This window comes from Rathayibacter sp. PhB179, from assembly GCF_004345345.1.
GTDB lineage: Bacteria > Actinomycetota > Actinomycetes > Actinomycetales > Microbacteriaceae > Rathayibacter > Rathayibacter festucae.
Genome location: NZ_SLVD01000001.1, coordinates 404,601 through 429,816, shown reverse-complemented (window position 1 = coordinate 429,816; position 25,216 = coordinate 404,601). Strand labels below are relative to the sequence as shown.

The window sequence follows — 25,216 nt, the reverse complement described above, 5'->3', positions numbered from 1 at the left end:
TAACACGGCGACTTCCGCGGGGGAGGGAGAGCGGGGGAGGAGGGTCAGCCGGCGAGGGCCTGGTCGCCCGACTCCGCCGCGAGGGCCTCGTGCTTGGCCAGGCGCGCGGCGATCGCGTCGCGCTCGGCCCGGAGGGAGGCGATCGTCGGCTGGTCCAGGCGCGGGTCGGCGAGGTCCGCGAACGGGCTCGAGGTGCCGGTGCGGGCCGAGACGAGCGCCGAGTAGGCCTTCGTCGCGGCGCGGAGCTCGGACGCGGCACGCGCGACCTTGCTCGGCTTCGACGACTTGTCGCCGACGAGGCCGGCGTGCTTGTCGAGGGCTGCTACCAGGGCGCGATGCGCCGCGTCAATCTTCTTGCTCATCCAGGAAGTATGGCGCAGGATCGCCTCACGAGGCGAAGCCCCCGAAGCGCCCCCGCCGACCCCCTCCGCGAGATGCCACTTGTGCGCGGATTCTGCGGCGTGTCGTGCTCACAAGTGGCATCTCGCGGGGTGCGACGGGGCGCGCGGGCGTCAGGGCGTCGGGGTCAGGGTCCAGGCGCCGTCGGTGCGGATCGCGACCACGCCGGGCAGGGCGGCGTCGACGACGCGGGCGAACGCGGTGGTGTCGCCGAAGGTCTGCCGGGTGCCGCCGGTGCCGAGGACGCGGCCGGAGAGCGAGTCCTCGCTGCTCGCCGGGCCGTAGGCGACGTCGAGGCTGTCGACGTCGTCCGAGAACGCGAGCACCGCGGATCCGCTGCCCGACTGCTCGCCGGAGACCTCGGGCAGGTCGTTCCAGCTCTGCAGCGTGAGCGTCCAGTGACCGGCGGTCCGCACGAGGAGCGACTGGTCGACGGGGTCGGTCGCGACGGTCTCGAGGAGCCACGACGACTGCGTCCCCGCCGCGGCCTCGCCCACCGGAGTGCTGCGCCCGGGCGCCGACACGGTGACGGTCCCGGAGCAGGCCGAGCAGTCGAGCGCGACGACCACCGCGAAGTCGCCCTGCCGCTGATAGGAGACGTCGACGGTCCCCGCGGCGGAGACACTCGCCGAGGTGCCGTCCGCCACACCACCGGCACCGACCGCCGCCGGCCCGGACTCCGCCTCGACGCAGCCGCCCAGCAGCAGCGCGACGACCGCGACGGCCGCCGCAGAACTCCCTCGTCGGCGCATCGCCCCAGCCTGGCACTGCGCGCTGCGCCGGTGTTCGGCGCCGTACGCTCTCGCAACCGTTCGACACTCGACTCGCTTATCGGGTGGGAGAAGGAAGAGAACGGAGGATCACTCAATGTCCCAGCAGGCTGCTGGGAAATCTCCTCAGCGGAAATCAGCGCGGTGACTTCCGGCGTCAGACCGGGCCGGTGCCGCGCTGCACGGGGGTGGACTCGGAGCGGTTGGCGGCGCTCGTCGAGACGGCGGCGAGGACGCGCTGGACCTCGAGGGCGTCGGCGAAGGTCGGGGTGGCGGGGGTGCCGGCGGCGATCGCCTCGACGAGGTCGACGACCTGGTGGCTGAAGAGGTGCTCGTAGCCGATGCCGTGGCCGGCGGGCCACCAGGCCGACATGTACGGGTGCGAGGGCTCGGTGACCTGGATGGTGCGGAAGCCCTGGGCGTCCTCGGGGTCGCGGGCGTCGTAGTACTCGAGCTCGTTCATCCGCTCGAAGTCGAAGGCGATGCTGCCGGTCTCGCCGTTGATCTCGATGCGGTTGGCGTTCTTGCGGCCGGTGGCGACGCGGGTCGCCTCGAAGACGCCGAGGGCGCCGCCCTCGAAGGAGGCGGTGAAGGCGGCGGCGTCGTCGACGGTCACGGGGCCGCGCGCGGCGCCCTCCTCCGCGCGGCCGCCGAGGCCCGACTGCGTGGCGAGCACGGGGCGCTCGGTGGTGAAGGTGCGCAGGACGGCAGAGACCGAGGCGATCGGAGTGCCGGTCAGCCACTGCGCGCTGTCGATGATGTGCGCGCCGATGTCGCCGAGCGCGCCCGAGCCGGCCTTCGCGGCGTCGAGGCGCCAGGTCAGCGGGGCCTCGGAGTCGCTGAGCCAGTCCTGCAGGTACTGGGCGCGGACGTGCCGGATCGCGCCGAGCCGGCCCTCGTCGACGAAGCGCTTGGCCAGCGCGAGCGCCGGGGTGCGGCGGTAGCTGAAGCCGCACATCGCGACGCGGCCCGAGGCGGCGGCCGCGGCGACCATCCGCTCGGCCTCCTCGACGGAGTTGGCCAGCGGCTTCTCGCAGAGGACGTGCTTGCCGGCCTCGAGGGCGGCGATCGCGATCTCGGCGTGAGTGTCGCCGGGGGTGCAGATGTCGACGAGGTCGATGTCGTCGCGCGCGATCACCGCGCGCCAGTCGGTCGAGGACTCGCTCCAGCCCAGGGTCTCGGCGCGCTCGGCGGTCCGCTGCGGGTCGGTGCCCACCAGGACGGCCAGCTCGGGGCGCAGCGGCAGCGGGAAGAAGCGGGGGGCGGTGCGCCAGGCGTGCGAGTGGGTGCGGCCCATGAAGGCGGTCCCCACCATTGCGACGCGCAGTGCTCGGTCGTTCGACATCGTCGTCCTTTCGTCGGCGGGTCGACCCTCCCATGCCCGCGCTCGGCTCCGCCAGCTCTTTCTGCTGAGCGGGAGGGCACCGGCGGAGGGCTCGGAAGGCCGCAGGTCACGATCCGGTTGCGGCCCGGACGGGATTCATAGGGTCGGAGAGCGCTCTATAACGAGACTCCATGTCCAGACGCGCCGCACAACGCGCCGTCAGATGTCGCCTAAACCCGCGGATCCCAGGGCTGGCGCGAGTGACGGAAGCGTTTCGACGCGCTGGACGACCGCCGGGATCTCCTTCGAAACGACTCAGAACTTTTGGTTGACCCGCGACTTAAGTCGCTGTAGCTTCATCCGCATGGTCAACGCAGACCCCGGCGACACCGCCGCCCAGCCTCTTTCCCGCACCCAGGACACCGCGTCAGAACTGCTTCTGCAGATGCGCGGGATCGTCAAAGTCTTCCCCGGAGCACGAGCCCTCGACGGCGTCGACCTCGACGTCCGCCCGGGCGAGGTGCACTGCCTCCTCGGCCAGAACGGCGCCGGCAAGTCCACGCTGATCAAGACGCTCGCCGGGGCCCACCAGCCCACCGAGGGCGAGATCCTCGTGGACGGGAAGGTCGTCACGATCCCCTCGCCGACGGCCGCGCTCGCGCTCGGCATCGCCACGATGTACCAGGAGCTGGACGTCGTCGACGGCCTCTCCGTCGCCGAGAACATCTACCTCGGCCACGAGCTCTCCCGCGGCGGCTTCACCGCCCGCTCCAAGGCCGCGAGGATCACCCGCGAGCTGATGCAGCGCCTCGGCCACCCCGAGATCGCTCCGCACCGCGAGGTCGGCAGCCTCTCCGCCGCCGGCAAGCAGATCGTGCAGATGGCGCGGGCCCTCTCGCACGATGCGCGGGTCATCATCATGGACGAGCCCTCCGCGGTGCTCGACTCCGAGGAGGTGGAGAACCTCTTCCACGTGGTCCGCCAGCTCGCCGCCGACGGCGTCGCCATCGTCTACATCTCGCACCGCCTCGAGGAGATCCGCGCCATCGGCGATCGGATCACCGTCATCAAGGACGGCGCGACGGTCGCGAAGAACCTCGCCGTCGCCGACACCCCGACCTCGAAGCTGATCACGCTGATGACCGGCCGCGCGGTGGAGTACGTCTTCCCGGACCGCACCGAGCTCCCGACCGAGGCCGAGACGCTGCTGAAGGTGGAGAACCTGGGGCTGCGCGGCTCGTTCGCCGACGTCTCGCTCGAGATCCGCGCCGGCGAGGTCGTCGGCCTCGCGGGGCTGGTCGGCTCCGGCCGCTCCGAGATCCTGGAGACCATCTACGGGGCCCGCCGCGCCAGCACCGGCACGGTCAGCGTCGCGGGCAAGCGGCTGCGGGCCGGCTCGGTCACCTCCGCCGTCGACGCCGGCATCGGCCTCTGCCCGGAGGAGCGCAAGAGCCAGGGCCTGCTCCTGGACGAGCCGGTCTACCGCAACATCACCCTCTCGACCTTCGACCGTTTCGCCAAGCGCGGCTTCCTCGACGAGCGCTCCGAGCGTGCGGCGGCGGCCGAACAGGCGGTGGCGCTCGACCTCCGCCCGCACGGCGTCGACCGCGACGCCCGCACGCTCTCCGGCGGCAACCAGCAGAAGGCGCTCCTCGCCCGCTGGCTGGTGCGCGGCTGCCGCGTGCTGCTCCTCGACGAGCCGACCCGCGGGGTCGACGTCGGAGCGCGGGCCGAGATCTACACCCTGATCCGGGACCTCGCGACCAACGGCGCCGCCGTGCTCGTGGTCTCCAGCGAGATCGGCGAGGTCCTCGGGCTCTCGGACCGAGTGCTCGTGATCTCCGACGGCGCCGTGGTCCACGAGGGCCCCGCCGATTCGATCGACGAGCACCGCGTGCTCGATCTCGTCATGGAAGGAAGTGCAGCGTGAGCGGACAGCTCGACACCGCGTCACCGTCGATCGGCGGTCCGCAGGAGGACGCCGGCCGTCACGCCTCGGCCGCGACCGGAGGGCCGAGCGGCGGGAGTCCGTCCAAGGACGCCCGCTCCGGGCTCGCCGGGATGATGGGCGGCTCGCTCGGCCGGAACATCGGCCTGGTGCTCGCGCTGGTCATCCTCTGCATCGTCGGGTTCGCCACCGCGGGGGAGCGCTTCGCCAGCGTCGACAACGTGCTGACGATCCTCCGCCTGGCCGCCGTGATCGGCGTGCTCAGCATCGGCATGACCTTCGTCATCACCTCGGGCGGCATCGACCTCTCGGTCGGCTCGGTGATGGGGCTCGCGACGGTCTGGGCGAGCACGGTCTCGACGCAGTACTACGCGGCGAACACCTCCTGGCTGGTGATCGTGCTCACCGCGGTGCTGGTGGGCCTCGTCTGCGGGCTGATCAACGGGGCGCTGATCGCCTACGGCCGCGTGGTCGCCTTCATGGCGACGCTCGCGATGCTCGTCGCGGCCCGCGGCTTCGCGGAGCTGATCTCGAACCGGCAGACGCAGATCGTCACCGTCGACCCGTTCCTCGACTTCTTCCGCGCCGACGTGCTCGGCATCCCGGTCCTCGTGCTGATCTTCGCGCTGGTCGCGGTGGCCGGCTGGATCCTGCTCAACCGCACCACCTTCGGCCGCCGCACCGTCGCGGTCGGAGGCAACCCGGAGGCGGCCCGCCTCGCCGGCATCAAGGTCCGCCGGCACACCATGTACGTCTACGGCCTCGCCGGCCTGACCGCGGGCATCGCCGCGGTGATGATGCTCGCCCGCACCACCGCCGGCTCCTCGACCAACGGCACGCTCTACGAGCTCGACGCCATCGCGGCGGTCGTGGTCGGCGGCACGCTGCTCGCCGGCGGCCGCGGCACGATCGTCGGCACCGTGTTCGGCGTCCTGATCTTCACGACCCTCACCAACGTCTTCACGCAGAACAACATGTCGACCTCGGCCCAGGCCGTGGCGAAGGGCGCGATCATCGTCGCCGCCGTCCTGCTGCAGCAGCGCTTCGCCGCCCGCGGCAAGTCCTGACCCGAGGGGCCGCCGGCCCCACCTCTTCCCGGGGCGCTCGCCCCTTTCCCAGCACCAGCAGCATCCACCTCGACCACTCCGGTCACCCTCCGCAGGCACCGCTGTGCCCTGCGGCCCCTCATGGATCCATCGAAGGAGATCACTTCCATGTCCGTTCGCCACCCCTCCGGCTCCCGCCTCGGCCGCACCGCCCGACTGGGCCGCACCGCCCGCCTGGGCACCGCCGGCTTCGCCTTCGGCGCCGTCGCGCTGATGCTCACCGGCTGCATCTCCAACGCCCCCGTCGAGACCGGGAACGCCTCCGGCGGCGGCACCACCGCCGCGGTCGCCGCCTCCGACAACGACGCTTCGGGCGACACCGTGGTGATCGGCTTCACCGCTCCCGCCGCCGACCACGGCTGGATGGGCGCCGTCAGCCGCGCGGCCATCGCCGAGGCCGAGAAGTACGACGACGTGGAGCTGCGCACCGCGGAGGGCACCAACGACGTGAACCTGCAGATCAGCCAGGTCGAGACCTTCATCAACGACGGCGTCGACGCGATCGTGCTGCTGCCGATCGACGGCGCGGCGCTGACCGAGGTCGCGACCGAGGCGATGGAGGCGGGCATCACCGTCATCAACGTCGACCGCGAGTTCTCCAGCCCGTTCGCCGCCCGCTCGACGGTGCTCGGCGACAACTACGGCATGGGCGTCAGCGCCGGCACCTACCTCTGCGAGCAGCTCGGCGACAACCCGGACGCGGTCGTGGCCGAGATCGCCGGCATCGACTCGCTGCCGCTGACCCAGGACCGCAGCCAGGGCTTCGCCGACGCGCTCTCGGGCTGCGGACTCGACGTGGACAACCGCGTCGCCGCCGACTTCACCGTCCAGGGCGGCGAGCAGGCCGCGGCCAACCTCCTCCAGGCGGCGCCGCAGATCGACGCGATCTGGAACCACGACGACGACCAGGGCGTCGGCGTCCTCGCCGCGATCGACACCGCGGGCCGCGACGAGTTCATCCTCGTCGGCGGCGCCGGCTCGGCGAACGTGATGCGCTCGATCGAGGCCGACGACTCCGTGGTCAAGGCCACGGTCGTCTACCCCTCGACCCAGGCCGCGGACGGCATCAAGCTCGCCCGCCTCATCGAGCAGAACAAGTCGATGAGCGACACCACCTCGCTCGGCGTCCCGCGCCAGATCCAGCTCTTCGCGCCGGTCGTCACCAAGGACAACGTCGCCGAGTACCTGCCCTCGGCCTTCGAGTCCTGATCCGCTGATCCGGCCGGACCACTGATCCGACCGGCCCACTGACCCGCCGGCGCGGGGGAGACCCCGCGCCGGCCCGGACCAGCCGGAACCGCTCCCTACTTATTAAGAGGAGCGACCGGCGCCACGACAGCATCCCGCGAGAGGAGGCGACGACGAAGACATCGGCCCGCGGGCCGACCAGAGGAGACCGGATCCGCACGTCGTGCGGACAGAGACGGATCCGGCCTCTGCGATGAACACCTCGTTGAAGGAATCACATCACGCATGAATGGTAAGCGATCCACGAAGAGAAGCATCAGGTCTCTCTTCGCCCTCGGCATCGCCGGAATGGTGACGGTCTCCGGACTCACCGCTCTCGGCCTGCCCGCCTCGGCCCACGACGGAGTGGACCACGGCTCGGAGCCGGGCGCGGAGTCCGCGCTCGACTGGAGCAACTACGAGAAGGTGCTGCTGACGAAGAACGTCGGCGAACCGATCGACCTCGCCGTCCTCCCGGACAAGTCGGTCCTCCACACGGCACGGAACGGCGAGATCCGCCACACCGATCCGAAGACCGGCACCACGCGCGTCGTGGCCACGATCCCCGTCTACCAGAACTCGGAGGACGGACTCCAGGGCGTCGGCGTCGACCCCGACTTCGCCGAGAACCAGTGGGTCTACCTGGTCTACGCGCCCCAGAGCGGCACACCGACCGGTGCGGCCCCGAACATGCTCCCCGCGGGTGAGGACGAGAGCTACTGGGACCAGTGGAAGGGCGTCAACCGCCTCTCCCGGTTCAAGTGGACCGGCTCGGGACTCGACCTGGCGAGCGAGCAGAAGATCATCGAGGTCGAGGCGCAGCGCGGGCAGTGCTGCCACGTGGGCGCCGACTTCGACTGGGACGCCGACGGCAACCTGTACCTCTCGACCGGCGACAACACGCCGGCGAGCGCTCCGGGGGCCGCGGGCTTCGCGCCGAACAACGACGCGCCCGGCATGAACCCCGGCTTCGACTCGCGTCGCGGTGCGGGCAACACGAACGACCTGCGCGGCAAGATCCTCCGGATCACGGTCCAGGAGGACGGCTCGTACACGATCCCCGAGGGCAACCTCTTCCCGGTGGGCACCGAGAAGACCCGCCCCGAGATCTTCGTGATGGGCGTGCGCAACCCGTTCAAGATCGACGTGGACGCGGAGACGAACACCCTCTCCTGGGGCGACTACGGTCCCGACGCGACGAAGGCCGCGGCGGCCGACGGCGTGCGCGGCCCGATGGGTCTCGTCGAGTGGAACGCGACCGGTCTCGACCAGCCGCAGAACTCGGGCTGGCCCTACGTGCACGGCCCGAACCTGCCGTACAACGAGTGGAACTTCGAGACGGCGACGCCCCGCGGCTTCTTCGACCCGCAGAACCTGAAGAACAACTCGCGCTGGAACACCGGCCTCGTGGACATCCCTGCGGCCACGCCGGCGACCGTCTACTACGGCGACAACCCGGGCGACCAGCCGTTCGACGAGCTCGTGAACTTCGGCACCGGCACCGGCCAGGGCCCGATGGGCGGACCGGTGTACCACTTCGACGAGGAGAACACCTCGACGTCGAAGTTCCCGGCCTACTGGAACGAGAAGACCTTCTTCGGCGAGTTCTCGCAGGACTACATCGCGGCGTTCACGCTCGATGACGACCGCGCGGTCACGCACATCGAGGACTTCCTGCCCAACACGGCGCTGAGCTCGCGCAACCAGCCGATCCACGACAACCCCATGGACATGGAGTTCGGCCCCGACGGGTCGATGTACGTGCTCGAGTACGGCGACGGCTTCTTCCGCGCCAACCCCGACGCCGGCCTGTACCGGATCGACTACGCCGAGGGCAACAAGGCCCCCCAGGCGCGCTTCACCGCGACGCCGCTGTCCGCCTCCGAGACGCCGCTCGAGGTGACGTTCGACGCCACGGGATCCTCCGACCCCGAGGGCGACGCGCTCACCTACGACTGGGACTTCGACGGCAACGGCACCTTCGACGCCACGGGCGTCACCGTGAAGAACACCTACACCGAGCTCGGCCAGTTCACGGCCCGCCTGCGCGTCACCGACGCCAAGGGCAAGTTCAGCCTCACCTCCCGGGTCATCTCGGTGGGCAACCAGGCGCCGCAGATCGAGATCACGACGCCCGGCAACGGCTCGTTCTTCGAGTGGGGCGACGCGATCCCCTACCGGGTGACCGGCCGTGACGCGGAGGACGGCGACCAGATCGTCGGCAGCCGCGTGGAGTGGACCTACGGTCTCGGCCACGACGAGCACGCCCACCCCGAGGTCACCGGCACCGGTGCCACGGGAGCGTTCCCGACGTCCGCCGACTCGCCCGAGCACGGCCCCGGCGCGCTGCTCTACGGCACCGTCGTCGTGACCTACACGGACGCCGGCTACAACGGACTGCCCCCGGCCGCGGCCGAGGCGACGCTGCGGCTGAACCCGAAGACGCAGGAGGCGGAGCACGCCGCCCGCGAGGGCGTCCTGCCCTACGCGGACACCACCGCCAGCGGCGGCAACGCGGTCAGCGGACTCGGTGCGGGATCCTTCCTGCGCTGGGACCCGGTGAACCTCGCCAACCTGACCGGCGTCGTGGTCCGCGCCACCGGCGAGGGCACCGTCGACCTCCGCTGGAACGCCGCCGACGCGGCGCCCTTCGGGACGGCGACCATCCCGGCCGGCGCCGGCTGGCAGGACGTCCTCGTGCCGTTCTCCGGCCAGCCGACCGGCACCGGCTCGCTCTACGTGACCTCGCCCTCCGGCCTGTCGCTCGACTCCCTCACCTTCCAGGGTGCGGGGGCCGGCGACGCGACGGCGCCGACCGTCAGCGCCACGCTCGACCCCGCAGCGCCCACCGGCGTCGGCGGCGTCTACAACCGCGCGGTGAACCTGAACCTGGCGGCGGCCGACAACGGCGCGCTCGCCAGCGTGCAGTACTCGGTCGACAACGGGACGACGTGGACCACGGTCCGCGCCGCGAACGGCGCCTACTCGGTGCCCTTCACCACCGACGGCGCCCGCACGGTGCAGTACCGCGCCACCGACACCGGCGGCAACGTCTCCGCGGTCGGCACGGTCTCGTTCACGATCGACCTCGCCGCGGCGAACGCGCCGACCGTCGACTCGACCACGACCGTGGCGCTCGGCGCCCCTCGCGTGACCTTCGGCGCTCCCGGATCGGCGACGGTCACCGTCTCCGGCCAGGGCGGCACCCCCGGCGGCGAGGTCGTCCTCTACGAGGGCGACACCGAGATCGGCCGCAGCGCCCTCGAGGGCGGGAAGGCGACCATCGCCCTGCCGCAGACCCTCGAGGCCGGGACGCACACCTTCCGCGCGGCCTACGGAGCGGACGGGACCTTCAAGGCCTCGGCCGGCACCGCCCGCCTGATCGTGTCGAAGGCCGACTCCGTGCTCACCGCGACCGTCTCGCCGAACCCGGTCAAGCCGGGCGCCAGCGCGCAGGTCTCGGTCGAGGCGACGACGTCCACCGGCGTCGCCGGGACCGGCCAGGTCACCGTGATGGTGAAGAGGAACCTCTCCACCGTGGCGATGCTCACCGGGACCCTCGACGAGAACGGGAAGGTCGTCGTGACCCTGCCGAAGCTCGCCGCGGGCAGCTACAAGCTGACCGTCACCCACACCGCCACGGCGAACACCAACGCCGCGTCCAGCCTGCTGAACCTCACCGTCCAGCAGTAGCCGCGGCGGGACCGGCCGGCTCGCGCCGAGAGCCCGGGCCGGCCGGTCCCCCCCTGATCCATCTGCATGTTCCGTTTCGAAGGAGAGACAATGCACCACCACCACGGATCCATCACGGCGAAGCCGATGAGCCGACGCGCGCTGATGACGGCGCTCGCCGCCTCCACGGTCGCCGTCGGAGTCGGGGCCGGCGCGCTGGCGCCCGGCGCCCTCGCCGCTCCCGCCCCCTCGTCCGGCGCCAACCGGCTCGTCCCGATCAACCGGATCGGGATCCAGCTCTACAGCGTCCGCGACAAGGTCTCGTCGCTCGGCTTCCGGGCCGTCTTCGAGGAGCTGGGCCGCATCGGCTACAGCGAGATCGAGTTCGCCGGCTACACCCAGGGCAACGTCGGCGCGATCACCCCCCAGGAGATCCGCCAGCTGCTCGACGACAACGGCCTGCGGGCCGTCGGCTCGCACGTCGGCACCAACCTGCTCCGCTCGGAGCTGGGGAGGCAGATCGAGATCGCGCAGATCCTCGGCACCCCGCACCTCGGCACCGGCAACGCGCCGACCAACGTCAACACCGTCGCGGGCTACCGTGCGGCCGCGGACGAGTGGAACGCCTGGGGCGCCCAGGTCACGGCCGCGGGCATGAAGCTCTACCAGCACAACCACGCGGGCGAGTTCGCCTTCGGCTCGGACGACCCGAAGACGCGCCTCTACGACGTGTTCTACGACAACACCGACCCCAAGCACGTCTACCTCGAGATGGACGTCTACTGGGCCTACGTGGGCAAGAAGCTCTACCCGGGCTTCGAGCCGCTCGACTACATCAAGCGCAATCCGCGCCGCTACCCGATCCTGCACCTCAAGGACGGCAAGACGAACAACGCGAACACCAACGGCTACGACATCGTCGAGTTCGGCGCGGGCAACCTGCCGTACCAGGCGTTCCTGTCGGAGCTGCGCGACCGAGGCCAGCGCTACGGCGTCTGGGAGCAGGACACGGCGCCCACCCAGGCCACGCCGCCGAACCCGGCGAACTCGCTGGGCAGCGCGGCCCGCAGCTACGACGCGATCGCGGCACTCCGTGGCTGAGCGCGGGCGCACCGCCCCCTCCCTTCCCCGCACCACCACGCGCACCGGCGCACCGAGGAGAACCCCCATGAAGTGGAAGACGACCACGGCGGTCCTCGCGGCCGCCTCCCTCGCGATGGTCGCCGCGCCGTCCGCCTTCGCGGCGACGACGGACTGCACGACCGAGCTCGGCAACACGACGATCGCGGGCGACCTCACCGTCGCCGCCGGCGAGACCTGCGTGCTGGGCAACGTCGTCGTGCAGGGCTCGATCACGGTCGGCGACGACGCCTGGCTCGACGCCACCTCGGCGACGATCGAGGGCGACGTCATCGGCACGGACGCGTACGGCATCTCGATCGACGGCACCAGCGTCGGCGGCGACGTCGTGTCCTTCTCCGAGGGCTCGCGCGCCGGCTTCCTCTACCTCCGCGACCTCACCGTCGCGGGCATGGTCGAGGCGGGCGGCATCGACGTCGAGCTCAGCGACGTCTCGGTCGACGGCTCGGTCAGCACCGATGCGGCGAACTACGTCGACGTGGCGCGCACCAGCGTCGGCGGCGACGCGACCTTCGCCGGCAGCGACTTCGGCGTGAGCGTCGGCGGCGCGATCGTCGGCGGCTCGCTCACGGTCAGCGGATCCTCGCGCGGCGTGCTCCTCGGCGCGAACGAGGACGGCTCGGCGGCCGCGCTCGGCAACACCGTCGGCGGGAACCTCGTGCTCTCGGGCAACTCCGGCAACGTGCAGCTCGCGGGCTCGACGGTCGGCGGGCGGATCACGCTCGCGGAGAACGCTCCGGCGGTCAACTTCGGCGCGGGCAACACCGCCGCCGGAGTGGACGGGGACTTCACCGGCACGGCCGCCGGTGCTGCGGCGCAGGGCGATCAGGCCGTCGCGGTCATCGTGCCGGACGCGCGCGAGGGCGAGCTGACCTGGAGCCTCGAGGGCACCAGCAACCTGGTGAACCTCGGTGTCGCCGAGGAGCAGGGCGACCACTTCGCCGCCTCGGGCGAGCTCGTGCCGGTCCGCGTGACCGACTCGCGCCTGTCCGGACCGGAGTGGTCGGTGACCGCTCAGATCAGCGACTTCCGTGCCGGCGACCAGACGGTCTCGGGCAAGTACCTCGGCTGGACCCCGAAGGTCCTCGAGAACGAGGGCGGTGCCGTCGCCGGTGCCCCCGTCGTCTCCGGGTTCGTCTCGGGTGAGGGCCTCGCCACCGCTCGCGTCCTCGGCTCCGCCGCGGCCGGGCACCCGACCGGATCCTCGGTCCTCGGCGCCGACCTCGACCTGCAGCTCCCGCTGTCGGTCGGAACCGGCACCTACACGGCGACGCTGACGCTCACCGCGCTCGGCTAGCCACCCTCTGGCGACCGGCCTCCTCACGGCGGCCGGTCGCCTCCCCCTCTCCTCCCCTCCGCGAGATGCCACTTGTGCACGCTTTTCCCGGCGTGTCGCGTGCACAAGTGGCATCTCGCGGAGGGACCCACCCCCCTCGAAAGGCTGGACGATGATGTTCCGCTCCACACTCCGCTCGCTCGGTCTTCTCCTCGTCGTGGGGGTCGCGGGTGCCGTGCTGCCGGCGCAGGCCCTCGCGGAGCAGGCGAGCTCGGCCGTCACCTGGGGGGTGCGGCCCGCCGACACCGAGCAGGGCAGCGACCGGCCGAACTACGCTTACGCGCTCGAGCCGGGCGGGCAGCTGAGCGACGCGCTGATCGTCTCCAACTACGACGACGAGGCGCAGACCTTCCGCGTCTACGGCTCCGACGGCTTCATCACGGAGGCGGGGCAGCTGGATCTGCTGCCGGCCGCCGAGCCGTCCACCCAGCTGGGCAGCTGGATCTCCTTCGAGGCCCCGGACGTCGTCGTCCCCGCGGGCGAGAGCGTGCAGATCCCGTTCCAGCTCGAGGTGCCGGCCGATGCCGTGCCGGGCGACTACGCCGCGGGCGTCGTCTCGTCGATCCTCGTCCAGGGCGAGACCGGGGTCTCGGTCGACCGCCGCCTCGGCTCGCGGATGTACCTCCGCGTCGGCGGGGACCTCGCCCCGCGCCTCTCGGTCGACGGCCTCGCCGTCTCGTACCAGGGCGAGTGGAATCCCTTCGCTCCGGGCACGACCACCATCGACTACACCGTCACCAACGCGGGCAACACCCGCCTCGCCCCGGGCGCCGAGCTCGCGGTCTCCGGTCTCTTCGGCCTCGGCAGCGTCGCCGCGACCGATCCGGAGCCGCTGCCCGAGCTGCTGCCGGGCAGCTCGACCAGCCGGAGCGTCACCGTCGCCGGGGTCTGGCCGCTCTTCGTCGCGACCGCCCGGATCGCGCTGACCGGCACCGTCGTCACCGCCGACTTCGCGGGGCAGGCCGCCGATCCGGCCGCCGTGCCCGAGGTCGCCGCCGTCTCCTCCGAGGCCTCGACCGCGGCCGTGCCGTGGAGCGCGCTGGTGCTGCTGGCGCTGCTGATCGGGCTGATCGTGCTGGCGGTCGTGCGCCGCCGCCGCCGCGCCGCGGGCGAGCAGCGCCGCATCGACGCCGCCGTCGCCGTCGCGGTGGCCGGCGCCTCGACGACTCCGCGAGATGCCACTTATGACGAGGAATCGCGGCGTGTCGAGCTCACAAGTGGCATCTCGCGGGAGACGACCGACCCGTCCGCGACCGACCCGGCAGCGACCGACCCTTCCGCGACCGGCCGTGCGGGGGTGCGCTCCTGACCTCCGTCGTCGCCGGGGCGCCAGTGCTCGGCGAGGGCTCAGCGCTCGGCGAGGGCTCAGCGCTCGGCGAGGCTCTGCTCGCGGAGCTGCTCGAGGAACGCGTCGACGTTGCTCGGGCCGAGGAGGTGCTGCCGCAGCATCAGCGCCGCACCGCGGACGCCGCCGCTGCCGCCGAGCTCGGCGGTCACCACGTGCAGGCGCTGGGTCGCCAGCGGCAGGGAGCGCCGGTCGACGACCTCGCGCACCCCGGCCAGGATCTCCGGGGCGGCGAGCGCGACGCTGCCGCCGAGCACGATCACCGACGGGTTCAGCAGGCTCACGCAGGTGGCGAGGACCTCGCCGATCTGCAGGCCCGCGAGGCGCGCCGCCTCGATCGCCTCCGGGTCGCGGTCGCGCAGGAGCGCCAGCAGATCGCGGACCGAGTGCACGTCGCGGCCCGCCTCGCCCAGCGCGCGCACCAGGGCCCCGCCGCTCGCGAGCGCCTCGAGGTCGCCGTCGCGGCCGTCCGCCGACTCCGGAGCGGTGCGCGGCACCTGGACGTGACCGAGATCGCCGGCCGCGCCGAGCGCACCGCGCTGCAGGACGCCGCCCGAGACGATGCCCGAGCCGATGCCGGTGCTGATCTTCACGAAGATCAGGTCCTGCGCGTGCGGGAAGCGCGAGGCGCGCTCGCCGAGGGCCAGCAGGTTCACGTCGTTGTCGACGAGCACGGTGGTGTCGACGCGGCGGCGGATGTAGCCCGGGATGTCGAAGCCGTCCCAGCCGGGCATGATCGGCGGGCGCACCGGGCGGCCGCTCGCGTGCTCGACCGGGCCGGGTACGCCGAGGCCGAAGCCGGCCAGCGCCTCGGGCGCCAGGTGCGCGTCGGCGAGGATCTCGTCGCAGACGTCGAGCGCGTGGTCGAGCACCCGGATCGGGCCCTGCGCGATGTCGAGCTCCTCGCGGCGCTCGACGACGATGCGGCCGTCGAAGTCGGTGAGCGCGATCGTCGAGTGCGTCGCGCCGAGGTCGATGGTCAGGAACGCGCGGACCGACGGATCGAACACCAGCCGGGCCGACGGGCGGCCGCCGGTCGACGGCGCGCGGTCGAGGTGCGTGATCAGGCCGAGCTCGAAGAAGAGGTCGAGCCGCGTCATCACCGCCGTGCGGGCGAGTCCCGTCTCCTCCACCAGCTCCGCGCGGGTCCGCGGACGGCCGTCGGCGAAGAGCCGCAGCAGGTCGCCGGTCTGCGAGCCGGCCCGCCCGCTCACGCTGAGCGCCCGCCGTCCGTGCGACGGCAGGCGACTGCTCGGGAGATCGGGTGGCGGCTCGGCACACCTGAGGAAAGCAGTCGCCGCGAGGTGACGCAATCTCGACGCGCAGGGAGACCCCGAATGACGTCCCCCCGAACGGCCTCCCCCCGAACGACATGCCCCGAACGACCTCCCCACGAATGAAGTCCACAGACAGGAGAGAACGATGACCTCGTCCGACACCACCACCGGTACCACCCGCACCACCAGCGCCGACCGCACCCCGCAGCGGGAGCGCATCGGCCTCTGGCTGATCGGAGCCCGGGGCAGCGTCGCCACCACGGCCGCCGTCGGCCTGCACGCCATCGCCTCGGGCGCCGCTCCAAGCAACGGCTGCGCCACCGCGACCCCGGCCTTCGAGGACGTCCCGCTCGCCGGCTTCGACGCGATCGTGATCGGCGGGCACGACGTCTCGTCGACCCCGCTGCTCGAGAAGGCGATGGGCCTGGCGGCCGGCGGGATGTTCCCGACCTCGGTCGTCGCCGAGGTCGCCGACCGGCTCGACGCGACCGACCGCGAGATCCGCCGCTCCTTCGGCGTCGAGGGCGGCTCGCAGCAGGACGAGATCGATCGTCAGGCGGCCGACATCGTCGAGTTCCGCGAGCGGCACGCGCTCGCGCGGGTCGTCGTGATCGACGTCGCCTCCACCGAGGTGCTGCCGCAGGACCGCCCCGAGTTCCACGACCTCGCCGCCCTGCGCGCCGCGCTCGCCCGGCCCGGCGAGACCGTGCTGCCGACGAGCTCGATCAGCGCGCTCGCCGCGGTGACCGCCGGCTCGCCCTACGTCTGCTTCACCCCCTCCACCGCGCTGGCGCTGCCCGCGCTCGAGGAGTGGGCCGCGGAGGCGGGCATCCCCATCGCGGGACAGGACGGCAAGACCGGCGAGACCCTGCTCCGCAGCGTGCTCGCGCCGATGTTCACGGCGCGCGGGATGCGCGTGCTGTCCTGGGCGGGCGCGAACCTGCTCGGCGGCGGCGACGGGCAGACCCTCGCCGACCCGGAGGCGGTGCGCTCGAAGCTGGTCTCGAAGAACCGCGGGCTCCGCAGCCTGCTCGGCGACGAGGTCGTCACTCCGCTGCACATCGACAACGTGCCGGACCTCGGCGACGTGAAGACCGCGTGGGACCACGTGCACGCAGAGGGGTTCCTCGGCTCGCGGATCACGGTGCAGACCATCTGGTCGGCGTACGACTCCGCGCTCGCCGCGCCGCTGATCCTGGACCTGGCGCGACTGATGTCGCTCGCCGACGCGGCCGGGATCTCGGGGCCCGTCGCCGAAATGGGCTTCTTCTTCAAGGACCCGTGGGGGAGCGACGTGCACGGCTTCGCGGAGCAGACCGCCGAGCTGGTCGCCTGGTCGGCCCGCACCGGGGCGGCCGTCGCTCAGCGCTCGCTCGTGGCGGGCGGCGCGATCCGCCATGGCTGAGCTGCGCGACTGGCTCGAGCTCGTGCGCGCCAAGGCGGCGCTCTCGGTGCTCGGCGACACGGTGGCCGGAGCGGCGTGGGCCGGTCGGGCGCCCGGCGCGCGCACCGTCGCGCTGCCGCTCGCGTCCGCGCTCCTCTACTCCGCGGGCATGGCGCTCAACGACTACGCGGACGCGGAGCTCGACGCCGTGGAGCGGCCGGAGCGGCCGATCCCCTCGGGGCGGATCCGGCGCGGCGCCGCGCTCGGGCTGGCGGCCGGGCTGACCGGGGCGGGGATCGCGGTCGCGGCGCTCGTCGACGGGCGCCGCTCGCTCCTCCTGAGCGTGCCGCTCGCCGCGAGCATCTGGTCGTACGACCTGCTGGCCAAGCCGACTCCGCTCGGGCCGGTCGTGATGGCGGCCTGCCGCGGGCTCGACGTGCTGCTCGGCGCCGGAGCGGGCGGCGGGCGCGCGGCGGCTCCCGCCTCCGCCGCCGTCGCGGCGCACACCCTCGGCGTCACCGTGCTCTCGCGCGGCGAGGTGCACGGCACCCGACCTGCCATCGCTGGAGCGGCGGCCACCGGCACGGCCGCGCTCGCTCTCGCGCTGGGGGTCGGGGCGGTCCGGGCGAAGGGCGGGCCGGCTCTCGGGGTGGTCGTCGGAGTCGCGATCGCCCGCTGGATCGCGCTCGTGCTGGTCCCGCAGCTGCGGGCCGCGCGCACGCCCGATGCGGCCACGGCGCGGACGGCCACCCGCTCGGGCATCGCGGGGATGGTCCCGCTGCAGGCGGCGCTCGCCGGACTGCGGCGGCCGGAGCTCGGCGCGGCCCTGCTCGGCCTCGACGCGCTCGGCGCCGTCGTGCTGCGGCGCCCGAGGGTCTCGGCGGACATCACATGAGCGGGCAGGACGCAGTGGAGCGGGGCCCCGTCCTCGGCTACGGCACCAACGGCTTCGCGGACCACACCCTCGACGACGCCCTGACCGTGCTGCACGCCGCCGGCTACCGGGCGGTGGCGCTGACCCTCGGGACCCCGCACCTCGACCCGTTCGCCGACGACGTCCGCGAGCGCACCCTCGCCCTGCGCGCACGGCTCGACGAGCTGGGCTTCCGCGTGGTGATCGAGACCGGGGCGCGCTACCTCCTCGACCCGTTCGCCAAGCACCGGCCGACCCTGGTCGACGAGGAGGCCGGACCGCGCCTGGCCTTCCTGCACCGCGCGATCGAGATCGCCGCTCTGCTCGGCGCCGACGCCGTCTCGCTCTGGTCGGGCGTGCTGCCCGAGGGGATGGAGCGCGCCCGCGGCTGGCGGCTCCTGGTCGAGCGGATGCGCGGCGTCGTCGCCGAGGCGGAGCGCTACGGCGTGCGGCTGGGCTTCGAGCCGGAGCCCGGCATGCTCGTCGAGACGGTCGCGGACGCGCTGCTGCTGCGGCGCGAGCTCGGCGACCCGGAGGCGTTCGGTCTCACCGTGGACCTCGGCCACTGCGTGGTCGTCGAGCCGGACGGCGTCGTCGGCGCCCTCCGCAGCGCGGCCGGCCTGCTGGTGAACGTGCAGGTCGACGACATGCTGCCCGAGCGGCACGAGCACCTCGAGCTCGGCACCGGCGTGCTCGATCTCGCCGCCGCCTTCGCGACGCTGGCGGAGATCGGCTACCGCGGGATCGCCGCGGTCGAGCTGCCGCGGCACTCGCACGACGCCCCGCGCCTGGCCGTCGCGAGTCTCGCGGCGATGCGGGCGGCGATCCGGACCCGGGGGACAGGGGCGGAGTCGCCGCAGCACCCCTGGACCGCCGGCGCCTGCGCCGTCCTGCGCGAGCAGCCGCGGCGCATCGAGCGCTTCTTCCCGGCCGCCGGTCGGGAGGCCGGCCGCGCGCCGCTCCGCCCGGACACGGATCCGCAGGGCCTCGTGCACGGCACCGAGGACGACGCGGCGCGCTCGGCGCTGATCGCGGCCGCCGCCTCCGCGCTCGACGACGAGGACCTGGCCGCCCTGCTCCTCCGCCTCTACCGCGGCGGCGACGACGCCGAGCGCCGCGGCGTGCTGGTCGGGCTGCACGCGCTCACCGCCGCCGGCCGCGCGGGGGAGCCGGTCGCCGCGGCCGGTCGCGAGCTCATCGCGGACGCCCTGCGCGCCAACGACACCCGGCTGGTCGCCGCGGCGATGGGCCGCTTCGCCGAGGAGCACCTCGACGCGCACGCCTGGCGGCACGGCGTGCTCAAGCTCGTCTTCTGCGGCGTCCCGCTCGCGGCCGTCTCCGGTCTCGAGCGGCGGAGCGACCCCGAGCTCGCCGCGATGGCCGGCCGCTTCGCCGACGAGCGCCGCGCCGCCGGCCGCACGGTGCCGGACGACCTGGCGGTGCTCCTGCCGAGCTGAGGGACCCCGGCGCGTCCCTCGACACGACCGCCGGCCCCGCACACCATCACGACCCCTCACGAGAAAGGCGCGACGATGCGCATCTTCGACCCGCACATCCACATGACCTCCCGCACCACCGACGACTACCAGGCGATGCACGACGCGGGGGTCCGCGCCGTGGTCGAGCCGTCGTTCTGGCTCGGCCAGCCGCGCACCAGCGTCGGCTCCTTCACCGACTACTTCGACGCCCTGATCGGCTGGGAGCGCTTCCGCGCCGCGCAGTACGGCATCCGCCACCACTGCACGATCGGCCTGAACCCCAAGGAAGCGAACGACCCGCGCTGCCGCGAGGTGCTGCCCGAGCTCGACCGCTACCTCGCCAAGGACGGCGTCGTCGCGGTCGGCGAGACCGGCTACGACTCGCTCACCGCGGAGGAGGACGCGGTCTTCCGCCACCAGCTCGAGCTCGCGAAGGACCACGGCCTGCCCGTGCTCGTGCACACCCCGCACCGCGACAAGGCGGCGGGCACCCAGCAGACGCTCGACGTCGTCGCCGAGTCGGGGATCGACGCCGGCCTCGTCGTCGTCGACCACCTCAACGAGACGACCGTCGACCTCGTCCTGGGCTCCGGCTGCTGGCTCGGCTTCTCGATCTACCCGGACACCAAGATGGACGAGACCCGCCTGGTGACGCTCGTCGAGCGGATCGGCCTGGACCGCGTGCTGGTCAACTCCGCCGCGGACTGGGGCCGCTCCGATCCGCTGACCACCGCGAAGACCGGGCACCTGCTGCTCGTCGCCGGCTTCAGCGCCGCCGAGGTCGACCGGCTGCTCTGGCAGAACCCGATCGACTTCTACGGGCAGAGCGGACGGCTGAACCTCGACCCGATCCCGGGCTTCGACGCGGTCGACGCGATGGGGCGCAGCTTCGAGGGCAACTCGATCCTCCGGGGCGCGCCGCGCGTGGCGGAGGTCGTCTGATGCACCTCTCCTACTGCACCAACGTCCACCCGGCCGAGGACCTCGAGGGCGTCGTGCGCCAGCTCGACGTCTACGCCGGCCCGGCCCGCATCGCCGCGGGGCTCGAGTCCGTCGGCGTGGGGCTGTGGATCCCGCGCGATCTCGCCGCCCGGCTGGTCGCCAGCCGCGAGGACCGCGCCGTGCTGCGCGCCGCGCTCGAGCGCAACGGCCTCGAGGTGCGGACGCTCAACGCGTTCCCCTACGCCGCCTTCCACGCCGAGGTGGTGAAGCTCGACGTCTACCGGCCCGACTGGACCACGCCCGAGCGCCTCGCCTACACGGTCGACTGCGCGCGGATCCTCGCGGATCTGCTGCCCGCAGGCGCCGACGGCAGCATCTCGACGCTGCCGCTCGGCTGGCGCGAGGGCTGGGGTGCCGAGCAGGACGCGGCGGCGGTGCGGCAGCTCGCGCTGCTGGTCGACGAGCTGCGCGAGCTGCGGCGCTCGACCGGGCACGCGATCCGCCTGGCGATCGAGCCCGAGCCGGGCTGCATCCTGGACACGGTCGAGGACGTCGTCGCCTGGCTGCACCCGCGGATCGGCCTGGTCGACCCGGCCTACGTCGGTGTCTGCCTCGACACCTGCCACCTCGCGGTGTCGTTCGCCGACCCCACCGCGGCGGTCCGGCGGATCCGGGACGCGGGGCTCCGGGTCGTGAAAGTGCAGGCCTCGGCCGCGCTGCACGTCGCGGACCCGGCCCATCCGGCCGCGCGCGCCGCCGTCGGGGCCTTCGTGGAGAAGCGCTACCTGCACCAGACCCGCGAGAACGGCGCGGGCGGGGTGCTCCGCGTCGACGACCTGCCGGAGGCGCTCGACACGCTGCCCGGTGAGGGGCCCTGGCGCGTGCACTTCCACGTGCCGCTGCACCACCGCCCGGCCGCGCCGCTGTCGGCGACCACCGCGGTGCTCGCCGAGGCGGTCTCCGCGGTCGACGCCGCCTGGCCGTACGACGAGATCCACCTCGACGTGGAGACCTACACCTGGGCGGTGCTCGCGGACGCGCCGAGCGATCTGTCGGTCGGCATCGGCGCGGAGCTGGCCTGGGCGGCGGAGCACCTGCTGACGCCGCAGGCGCGCGCGGCGGTGCTGGAGCAGGGTGCCGCGCCGGTCCCGGTCGCCGCACTCGTCGCCGAGGAGGTCGCGCTGTGACGCCGGTGCTGCTGCTCGACGTGGTCGGCCTCACCGCGACGGCGCTCGCCGACATGCCGCGGCTGTCCCGGCTCGCCCGCGCCGGCGGGCAGCTGCCGCTGGACACGATCCTCCCGGCCGTCACCTGCAGCGTGCAGTCGTCGATGCTCACCGGCACGATGCCCGCGCAGCACGGGATCGTCGGCAACGGCTGGTACTTCCGCGACCTCGGCGAGGTGCACCTCTGGCGCCAGCACAACCGCCTGGTGACGGGGGAGAAGGTCTGGGAGACGGCCCGCCGGCTGTCCGACGGCGAGCCCTACCGCGCCGCCAACATCGGCTGGTGGTATGCGATGGGAGCGACGACCGACGTCACGGTCACGCCGCGGCCGATCTACCACGCCGACGGCCGCAAGTCGCCGGACGCCTACGTCCGCCCGCCGGCGCTGCACGACGAGCTGGTCGGGAAGCTGGGCGCCTTCCCGCTGTTCCAGTACTGGGGGCCGACCGCGTCGCTGCGCTCCACGCAGTGGATGGTGGACGCGACCCGGCACGTGCTCGCCGGCGACGGCTCCGGTCCGCCGCAGCTGACCACGGCCTACCTGCCGCACCTCGACTACGACCTGCAGCGCTTCGGGCCGGACTCACCCGAGGCGCGGCGGGCGGCGTCCGAGCTGGACGTGGTGCTCGCCCCGCTGCTCGACGACGCGGAGGCGCTCGGCGCGTCGGTCGTCGTGGTCGCGGAGTACGGGATCGCGGCGGCGGACACCCCCGTGGACGTCAACCGGGCGCTGCGCCGCGCGGGCCTGCTCGAGGTGTACGTGCAGGACGGGCGCGAGCAGCTCGACCCGTGGACCTCGCGCGCCTTCGCCGTGGCGGACCACCAGATCGCGCACGTCTACGTGCCGGACGCCGCCGATCTGCCGCGGGTGCGCTCGCTGCTCGAGGCGCTGGACGGGGTGGACGAGGTGCTCGACCGGGAGGCGCAGGCGCGGTACGGCCTCGACCACGAGCGCTCGGGCGAGCTCGTCGTGGTGGCGCGGCCGGGCGCGTGGTTCACCTACTACTACTGGCTCGACGACGATCGCGCGCCGGACTTCGCGCGCGGCGTCGACATCCACCGCAAGCCCGGCTACGACCCGGCGGAGCTGTTCTTCGACCCCGCCGACAAGCTCGTGAAGGCGAAGGCGGCCGGCAACCTCGCGAAGAAGGCCCTGGGCCTGCGCTACGCGATGAACCTCGTGCCGCTGGACGCGTCGCTGGTGCGCGGCACGCACGGCCGACTGCCGGTGTCGGCGGCGGACACCCCGCTGGTGCTGACCTCGGACGCGGACCTGCTGCCGGCCGGCGCCGCGTCGCTGCCGGTGACGGCGGTCCGCGACCTGGTGCTGGCGGCGCACGGCCCGGCGCTGGCGCGCGCGGCGGCGTCGGCGCGCGCCTGACGCGGGGCCGGGCCCGGGGCGGCTCCGAGTGGACGCGAAACGGGCACTGGAGCCGCGACGCCGGTCGAGGAAGCGGATCGCGTCGCGGACCTGATCGCTTTCGTTCGCCCGCAGTGCTGCGACGTCCCACCACGATTCCCGCCCACAGTGCGCCGTGAGTGCGCGGTGCATCGCGTTCCGGACACCGACGTCGAGGGCGGAGCTCGCTCCGAGGATCGCAGCGCTCGCCTCGATGTTCCAGCTGTAGAGCCGGAGCGCGGCGGCCCGGTCGCCGGTGGAGGCGAGGTACGGGCCCAGGCGATCGCTCCCGATGACGGTGGAGAGGTTCGGCAGAGTCGCCGGGTCGACGGGCGTCATCCGGCGTCCGGGGCCGGAGTGGATCTCGGGTTCCTGGTACCATTCTTCACGTATGCCCCGGACGGGACGCGAGAGCGTCGGCGCGCCGGGGCGATCACCGTTAACGGGGTGCGGGCGCTGCGCGTGCGATGACCGAGGGGCATCCGCCGATCCTCGAGGGCCGGGTTTCCCGCCTCAAGAAGATGGCGCTCCGGCGGTCTTTCGGCGGGCGGCGGTCAATCGGCGGCGTCGAGATCAGCGCCGTCGAGGTCCGCGAGGTCGAGGACGAAGCGGTAGCGGACATCGTTCGCGGCGAGACGCTCGAGCGCCGTCTGGACTTGAGCGGAGGGCAGCACCTCGACGTCCGCCGTGATGCCGTGCTCGCCGCAGAAGGCGAGCAGCTCGCGGGTGCTGCGGGTGCCGCCGCTGCCGCCGGAGGTGAGGCTCTTGCGCCCGATCAGCAGGTCGGCGACGTCCACGGTGACCGGTGCGAGCATCCCGAGGACGCTCAGTGCGCCGTCGAGGGCGAGGACGTGCAGGTACGGCGCGAGGTCGTGCGCGGCCGAGACGGTGTCGAGGACGAGGTCGAGGCGTCCGCGCTGCGCGGCCATCGCCTCCTCGTCGCGGGAGACGACGACCCGCGTGGCGCCGAGCGCGAGGGCGTCGTTGGTCTTCGCCTCGGAGGTCGTGAAGACGGTCACCTCGGCGCCGAGGGCGCGGGCCAGCTTCACCGCGAGGTGGCCGAGACCGCCCAGGCCGACGACGCCGACGCGCGAGCCGCGGCCGACGGAGTGCGCGCGCAGCGGCTCCCAGACGGTGACCCCCGCGCAGAGGAGGGGAGCGACGGCCGCCGGGTCGAGGCCGGCCGGCAGGGGGTAGGCGAAGCGGTCGCGGACGACGTACTCGCGCGAGAACGCGCCGAGTGTGGTGCTGCCGTCGTACCGGTCGGTGCCGCCGTAGGTGAGGGTCGGGAACTCTCGGCAGAAGTTCTCCTGCTCGGCCGTGCACATGTCGCACGCGCCGCAGGAGTCGACGATGTTGCCGACCGCGACGGGGTCGCCGGGGGAGAACGCCGTGACGGCGGCGCCGACGGCGAGCACCGTGCCGACGAACTCGTGACCCGGGACGAGCGGGCCGGCGTCGGCGGCGTGGTCGGCGGAGTGCGCGGCGTGGGTCCGGAGGGCGTGCAGATCGCTGTGGCAGACGCCGCAGTAGTCCACGCGGACGGCGAGGTCGTCGGGGCGGAGGGCGCGCCGCTCGACGGCGGCCGGCGCGAGGCCGCCCTCGGCGGCGGCCGCGTAAGCGGGGGTGCTGATCATGGCGCGCTCGTTTCTACTAACTGGTTTGTTTTATAGACGCTAGCACTCGCGGACGGCGGAGAACAGACCGGTCGGTAGTCTCGAGGGATGGGAGCGACACCGGCCACCGGCAAGGGCGAGGCGACGCGTGCGCGGATCATGGCGGCGGCCACCGCCGAGTTCGCCCGCTACGGCATCGCCGGCGCGCGGGTGGACCGGATCGCGGCCGAGGCCCGCAGCAACAAGGCGCAGCTGTACTCCTACTTCACCAGCAAGGAGCTGCTCTTCGACGCGGTCTTCGAGGCGTCGCTCGACCGGATCGTCGACGTCGTGCCGATCGACCCGTCCGATCTCGGCGACTGGGCGGTCCGCCTCTACGACGAGTACCTGCGCCGCCCCGACCTCATCCGGCTGGCCACCTGGGCGCGCCTCGAGCGCCGCCCTGCCGGGCATCTCGTCGCCGACGACGAGGCGCGCGTGCGCGAGGAGGGCAAGCTCGAGGCGATCCGCGCCGCTCAGACCGACGGCACGGTGGGCGTCGCGGCCGACCCGTTCGACGTGATGGCGCTCGTCATCGCGATGTCGATGGCGTGGTCGCCGGTCAGCAACGTCTACGCCGCGACCGCCGAGGAGGCGGCGTCGGAGCACGAGCGCCGGCGGGCGCTGCTGCGCCAGGCGGTCGGCCGCGCGTTCCCGCCGGCCTGAGTGGGTGC

19 protein-coding genes are annotated in these 25,216 nt (G+C 73.1%); 14 read left to right on the top strand and 5 right to left on the bottom strand.

Annotated elements, in window-relative coordinates; all coding sequences use genetic code 11:
- Positions 1–44: 44 nt before the first annotated feature.
- From EDF43_RS02060 to EDF43_RS02050, 3 genes are all read right to left on the bottom strand, one after another.
- The gene (locus EDF43_RS02060; protein ID WP_123444613.1) at positions 45–362 is read right to left on the bottom strand and encodes a hypothetical protein; all 318 of its coding nucleotides are present in this window, start codon (positions 360–362) and stop codon (positions 45–47) included.
- A gap of 150 nt (positions 363–512) precedes the next feature.
- Entirely contained in the window at positions 513–1,151 is a 639-nt protein-coding gene (locus tag EDF43_RS02055) for a hypothetical protein (protein ID WP_132435170.1), read from the bottom strand.
- Between the two features lie 175 nt (positions 1,152–1,326).
- Positions 1,327–2,514: a Gfo/Idh/MocA family oxidoreductase gene (locus EDF43_RS02050; RefSeq protein WP_132435168.1), complete on the bottom strand. Its 1,188-nt coding sequence runs from the start codon at positions 2,512–2,514 to the stop codon at positions 1,327–1,329.
- 424 nt (positions 2,515–2,938) lie between these two features.
- Here EDF43_RS02050 and EDF43_RS02045 point away from each other — a divergent pair, with 424 nt between their 5' ends.
- The 7 genes from EDF43_RS02045 to EDF43_RS02015 all read left to right on the top strand — a co-directional run bounded on the left by EDF43_RS02045 (position 2,939) and on the right by EDF43_RS02015 (position 14,231).
- Complete coding sequence (locus EDF43_RS02045) at positions 2,939–4,423, top strand: sugar ABC transporter ATP-binding protein (protein ID WP_132435671.1); 1,485 nt, start codon at positions 2,939–2,941, stop codon at positions 4,421–4,423.
- Positions 4,424–4,554: 131 nt separating this feature from the next.
- Entirely contained in the window at positions 4,555–5,508 is a 954-nt protein-coding gene (locus tag EDF43_RS02040) for an ABC transporter permease (protein ID WP_123445318.1), read from the top strand.
- Positions 5,509–5,760: 252 nt separating this feature from the next.
- On the top strand, positions 5,761–6,756 hold the full coding sequence (locus EDF43_RS02035) for a substrate-binding domain-containing protein (protein WP_207901620.1): 996 nt from the start codon (positions 5,761–5,763) through the stop codon (positions 6,754–6,756).
- 327 nt (positions 6,757–7,083) lie between these two features.
- Entirely contained in the window at positions 7,084–10,467 is a 3,384-nt protein-coding gene (locus EDF43_RS02030) for a PQQ-dependent sugar dehydrogenase (protein ID WP_243646204.1), read from the top strand.
- Positions 10,468–10,557: 90 nt separating this feature from the next.
- Positions 10,558–11,547 (top strand): sugar phosphate isomerase/epimerase, encoded by a 990-nt coding sequence (locus tag EDF43_RS02025; protein WP_243581106.1) that lies wholly within the window; start codon positions 10,558–10,560, stop codon positions 11,545–11,547.
- Between the two features lie 67 nt (positions 11,548–11,614).
- Positions 11,615–12,883: a hypothetical protein gene (locus EDF43_RS02020; RefSeq protein ID WP_123444620.1), complete on the top strand. Its 1,269-nt coding sequence runs from the start codon at positions 11,615–11,617 to the stop codon at positions 12,881–12,883.
- Positions 12,884–13,037: 154 nt separating this feature from the next.
- Complete coding sequence (locus EDF43_RS02015) at positions 13,038–14,231, top strand: hypothetical protein (protein WP_132435162.1); 1,194 nt, start codon at positions 13,038–13,040, stop codon at positions 14,229–14,231.
- Positions 14,232–14,287: 56 nt separating this feature from the next.
- Here EDF43_RS02015 and EDF43_RS02010 read toward each other — a convergent pair whose 3' ends face one another.
- Positions 14,288–15,481, bottom strand: a complete 1,194-nt coding sequence (locus EDF43_RS02010; protein ID WP_243581105.1) for an ROK family protein — start codon at positions 15,479–15,481, stop codon at positions 14,288–14,290.
- Positions 15,482–15,689: 208 nt separating this feature from the next.
- Here EDF43_RS02010 and EDF43_RS02005 point away from each other — a divergent pair, with 208 nt between their 5' ends.
- The 6 genes from EDF43_RS02005 to EDF43_RS01980 all read left to right on the top strand — a co-directional run bounded on the left by EDF43_RS02005 (position 15,690) and on the right by EDF43_RS01980 (position 22,869).
- Positions 15,690–16,949 (top strand): inositol-3-phosphate synthase, encoded by a 1,260-nt coding sequence (locus tag EDF43_RS02005; protein ID WP_132435160.1) that lies wholly within the window; start codon positions 15,690–15,692, stop codon positions 16,947–16,949.
- Positions 16,942–17,823 (top strand): SCO3242 family prenyltransferase, encoded by an 882-nt coding sequence (locus tag EDF43_RS02000; protein ID WP_207901601.1) that lies wholly within the window; start codon positions 16,942–16,944, stop codon positions 17,821–17,823. The genes EDF43_RS02005 and EDF43_RS02000 overlap by 8 nt, the downstream gene beginning before the upstream one ends.
- The gene (locus tag EDF43_RS22235) at positions 17,820–19,298 is read left to right on the top strand and encodes an EboA domain-containing protein (RefSeq protein ID WP_132435158.1); all 1,479 of its coding nucleotides are present in this window, start codon (positions 17,820–17,822) and stop codon (positions 19,296–19,298) included. The genes EDF43_RS02000 and EDF43_RS22235 overlap by 4 nt, the downstream gene beginning before the upstream one ends.
- A gap of 75 nt (positions 19,299–19,373) precedes the next feature.
- On the top strand, positions 19,374–20,261 hold the full coding sequence (locus EDF43_RS01990; RefSeq protein ID WP_123444625.1) for a TatD family hydrolase: 888 nt from the start codon (positions 19,374–19,376) through the stop codon (positions 20,259–20,261).
- Entirely contained in the window at positions 20,261–21,448 is a 1,188-nt protein-coding gene (gene eboE / locus EDF43_RS01985; protein WP_132435156.1) for a metabolite traffic protein EboE, read from the top strand. Before EDF43_RS01990 ends, eboE begins: the two co-directional genes overlap by 1 nt.
- Positions 21,445–22,869 carry a nucleotide pyrophosphatase/phosphodiesterase family protein gene (locus EDF43_RS01980; protein ID WP_132435154.1) on the top strand — a complete coding sequence of 475 codons (1,425 nt, stop codon included), beginning with the start codon at positions 21,445–21,447 and terminating at the stop codon, positions 22,867–22,869. Before eboE ends, EDF43_RS01980 begins: the two co-directional genes overlap by 4 nt.
- Before the next feature lie 572 nt (positions 22,870–23,441).
- Here the strand turns inward: EDF43_RS01980 and EDF43_RS01975 are convergent.
- Positions 23,442–24,524, bottom strand: a complete 1,083-nt coding sequence (locus EDF43_RS01975) for an NAD(P)-dependent alcohol dehydrogenase (protein ID WP_132435152.1) — start codon at positions 24,522–24,524, stop codon at positions 23,442–23,444.
- 87 nt (positions 24,525–24,611) lie between these two features.
- Between EDF43_RS01975 and EDF43_RS01970 the strand changes: the two genes are divergently transcribed.
- On the top strand, positions 24,612–25,208 hold the full coding sequence (locus EDF43_RS01970) for a TetR family transcriptional regulator (protein ID WP_132435150.1): 597 nt from the start codon (positions 24,612–24,614) through the stop codon (positions 25,206–25,208).
- Positions 25,209–25,216: the final 8 nt, after the last annotated feature.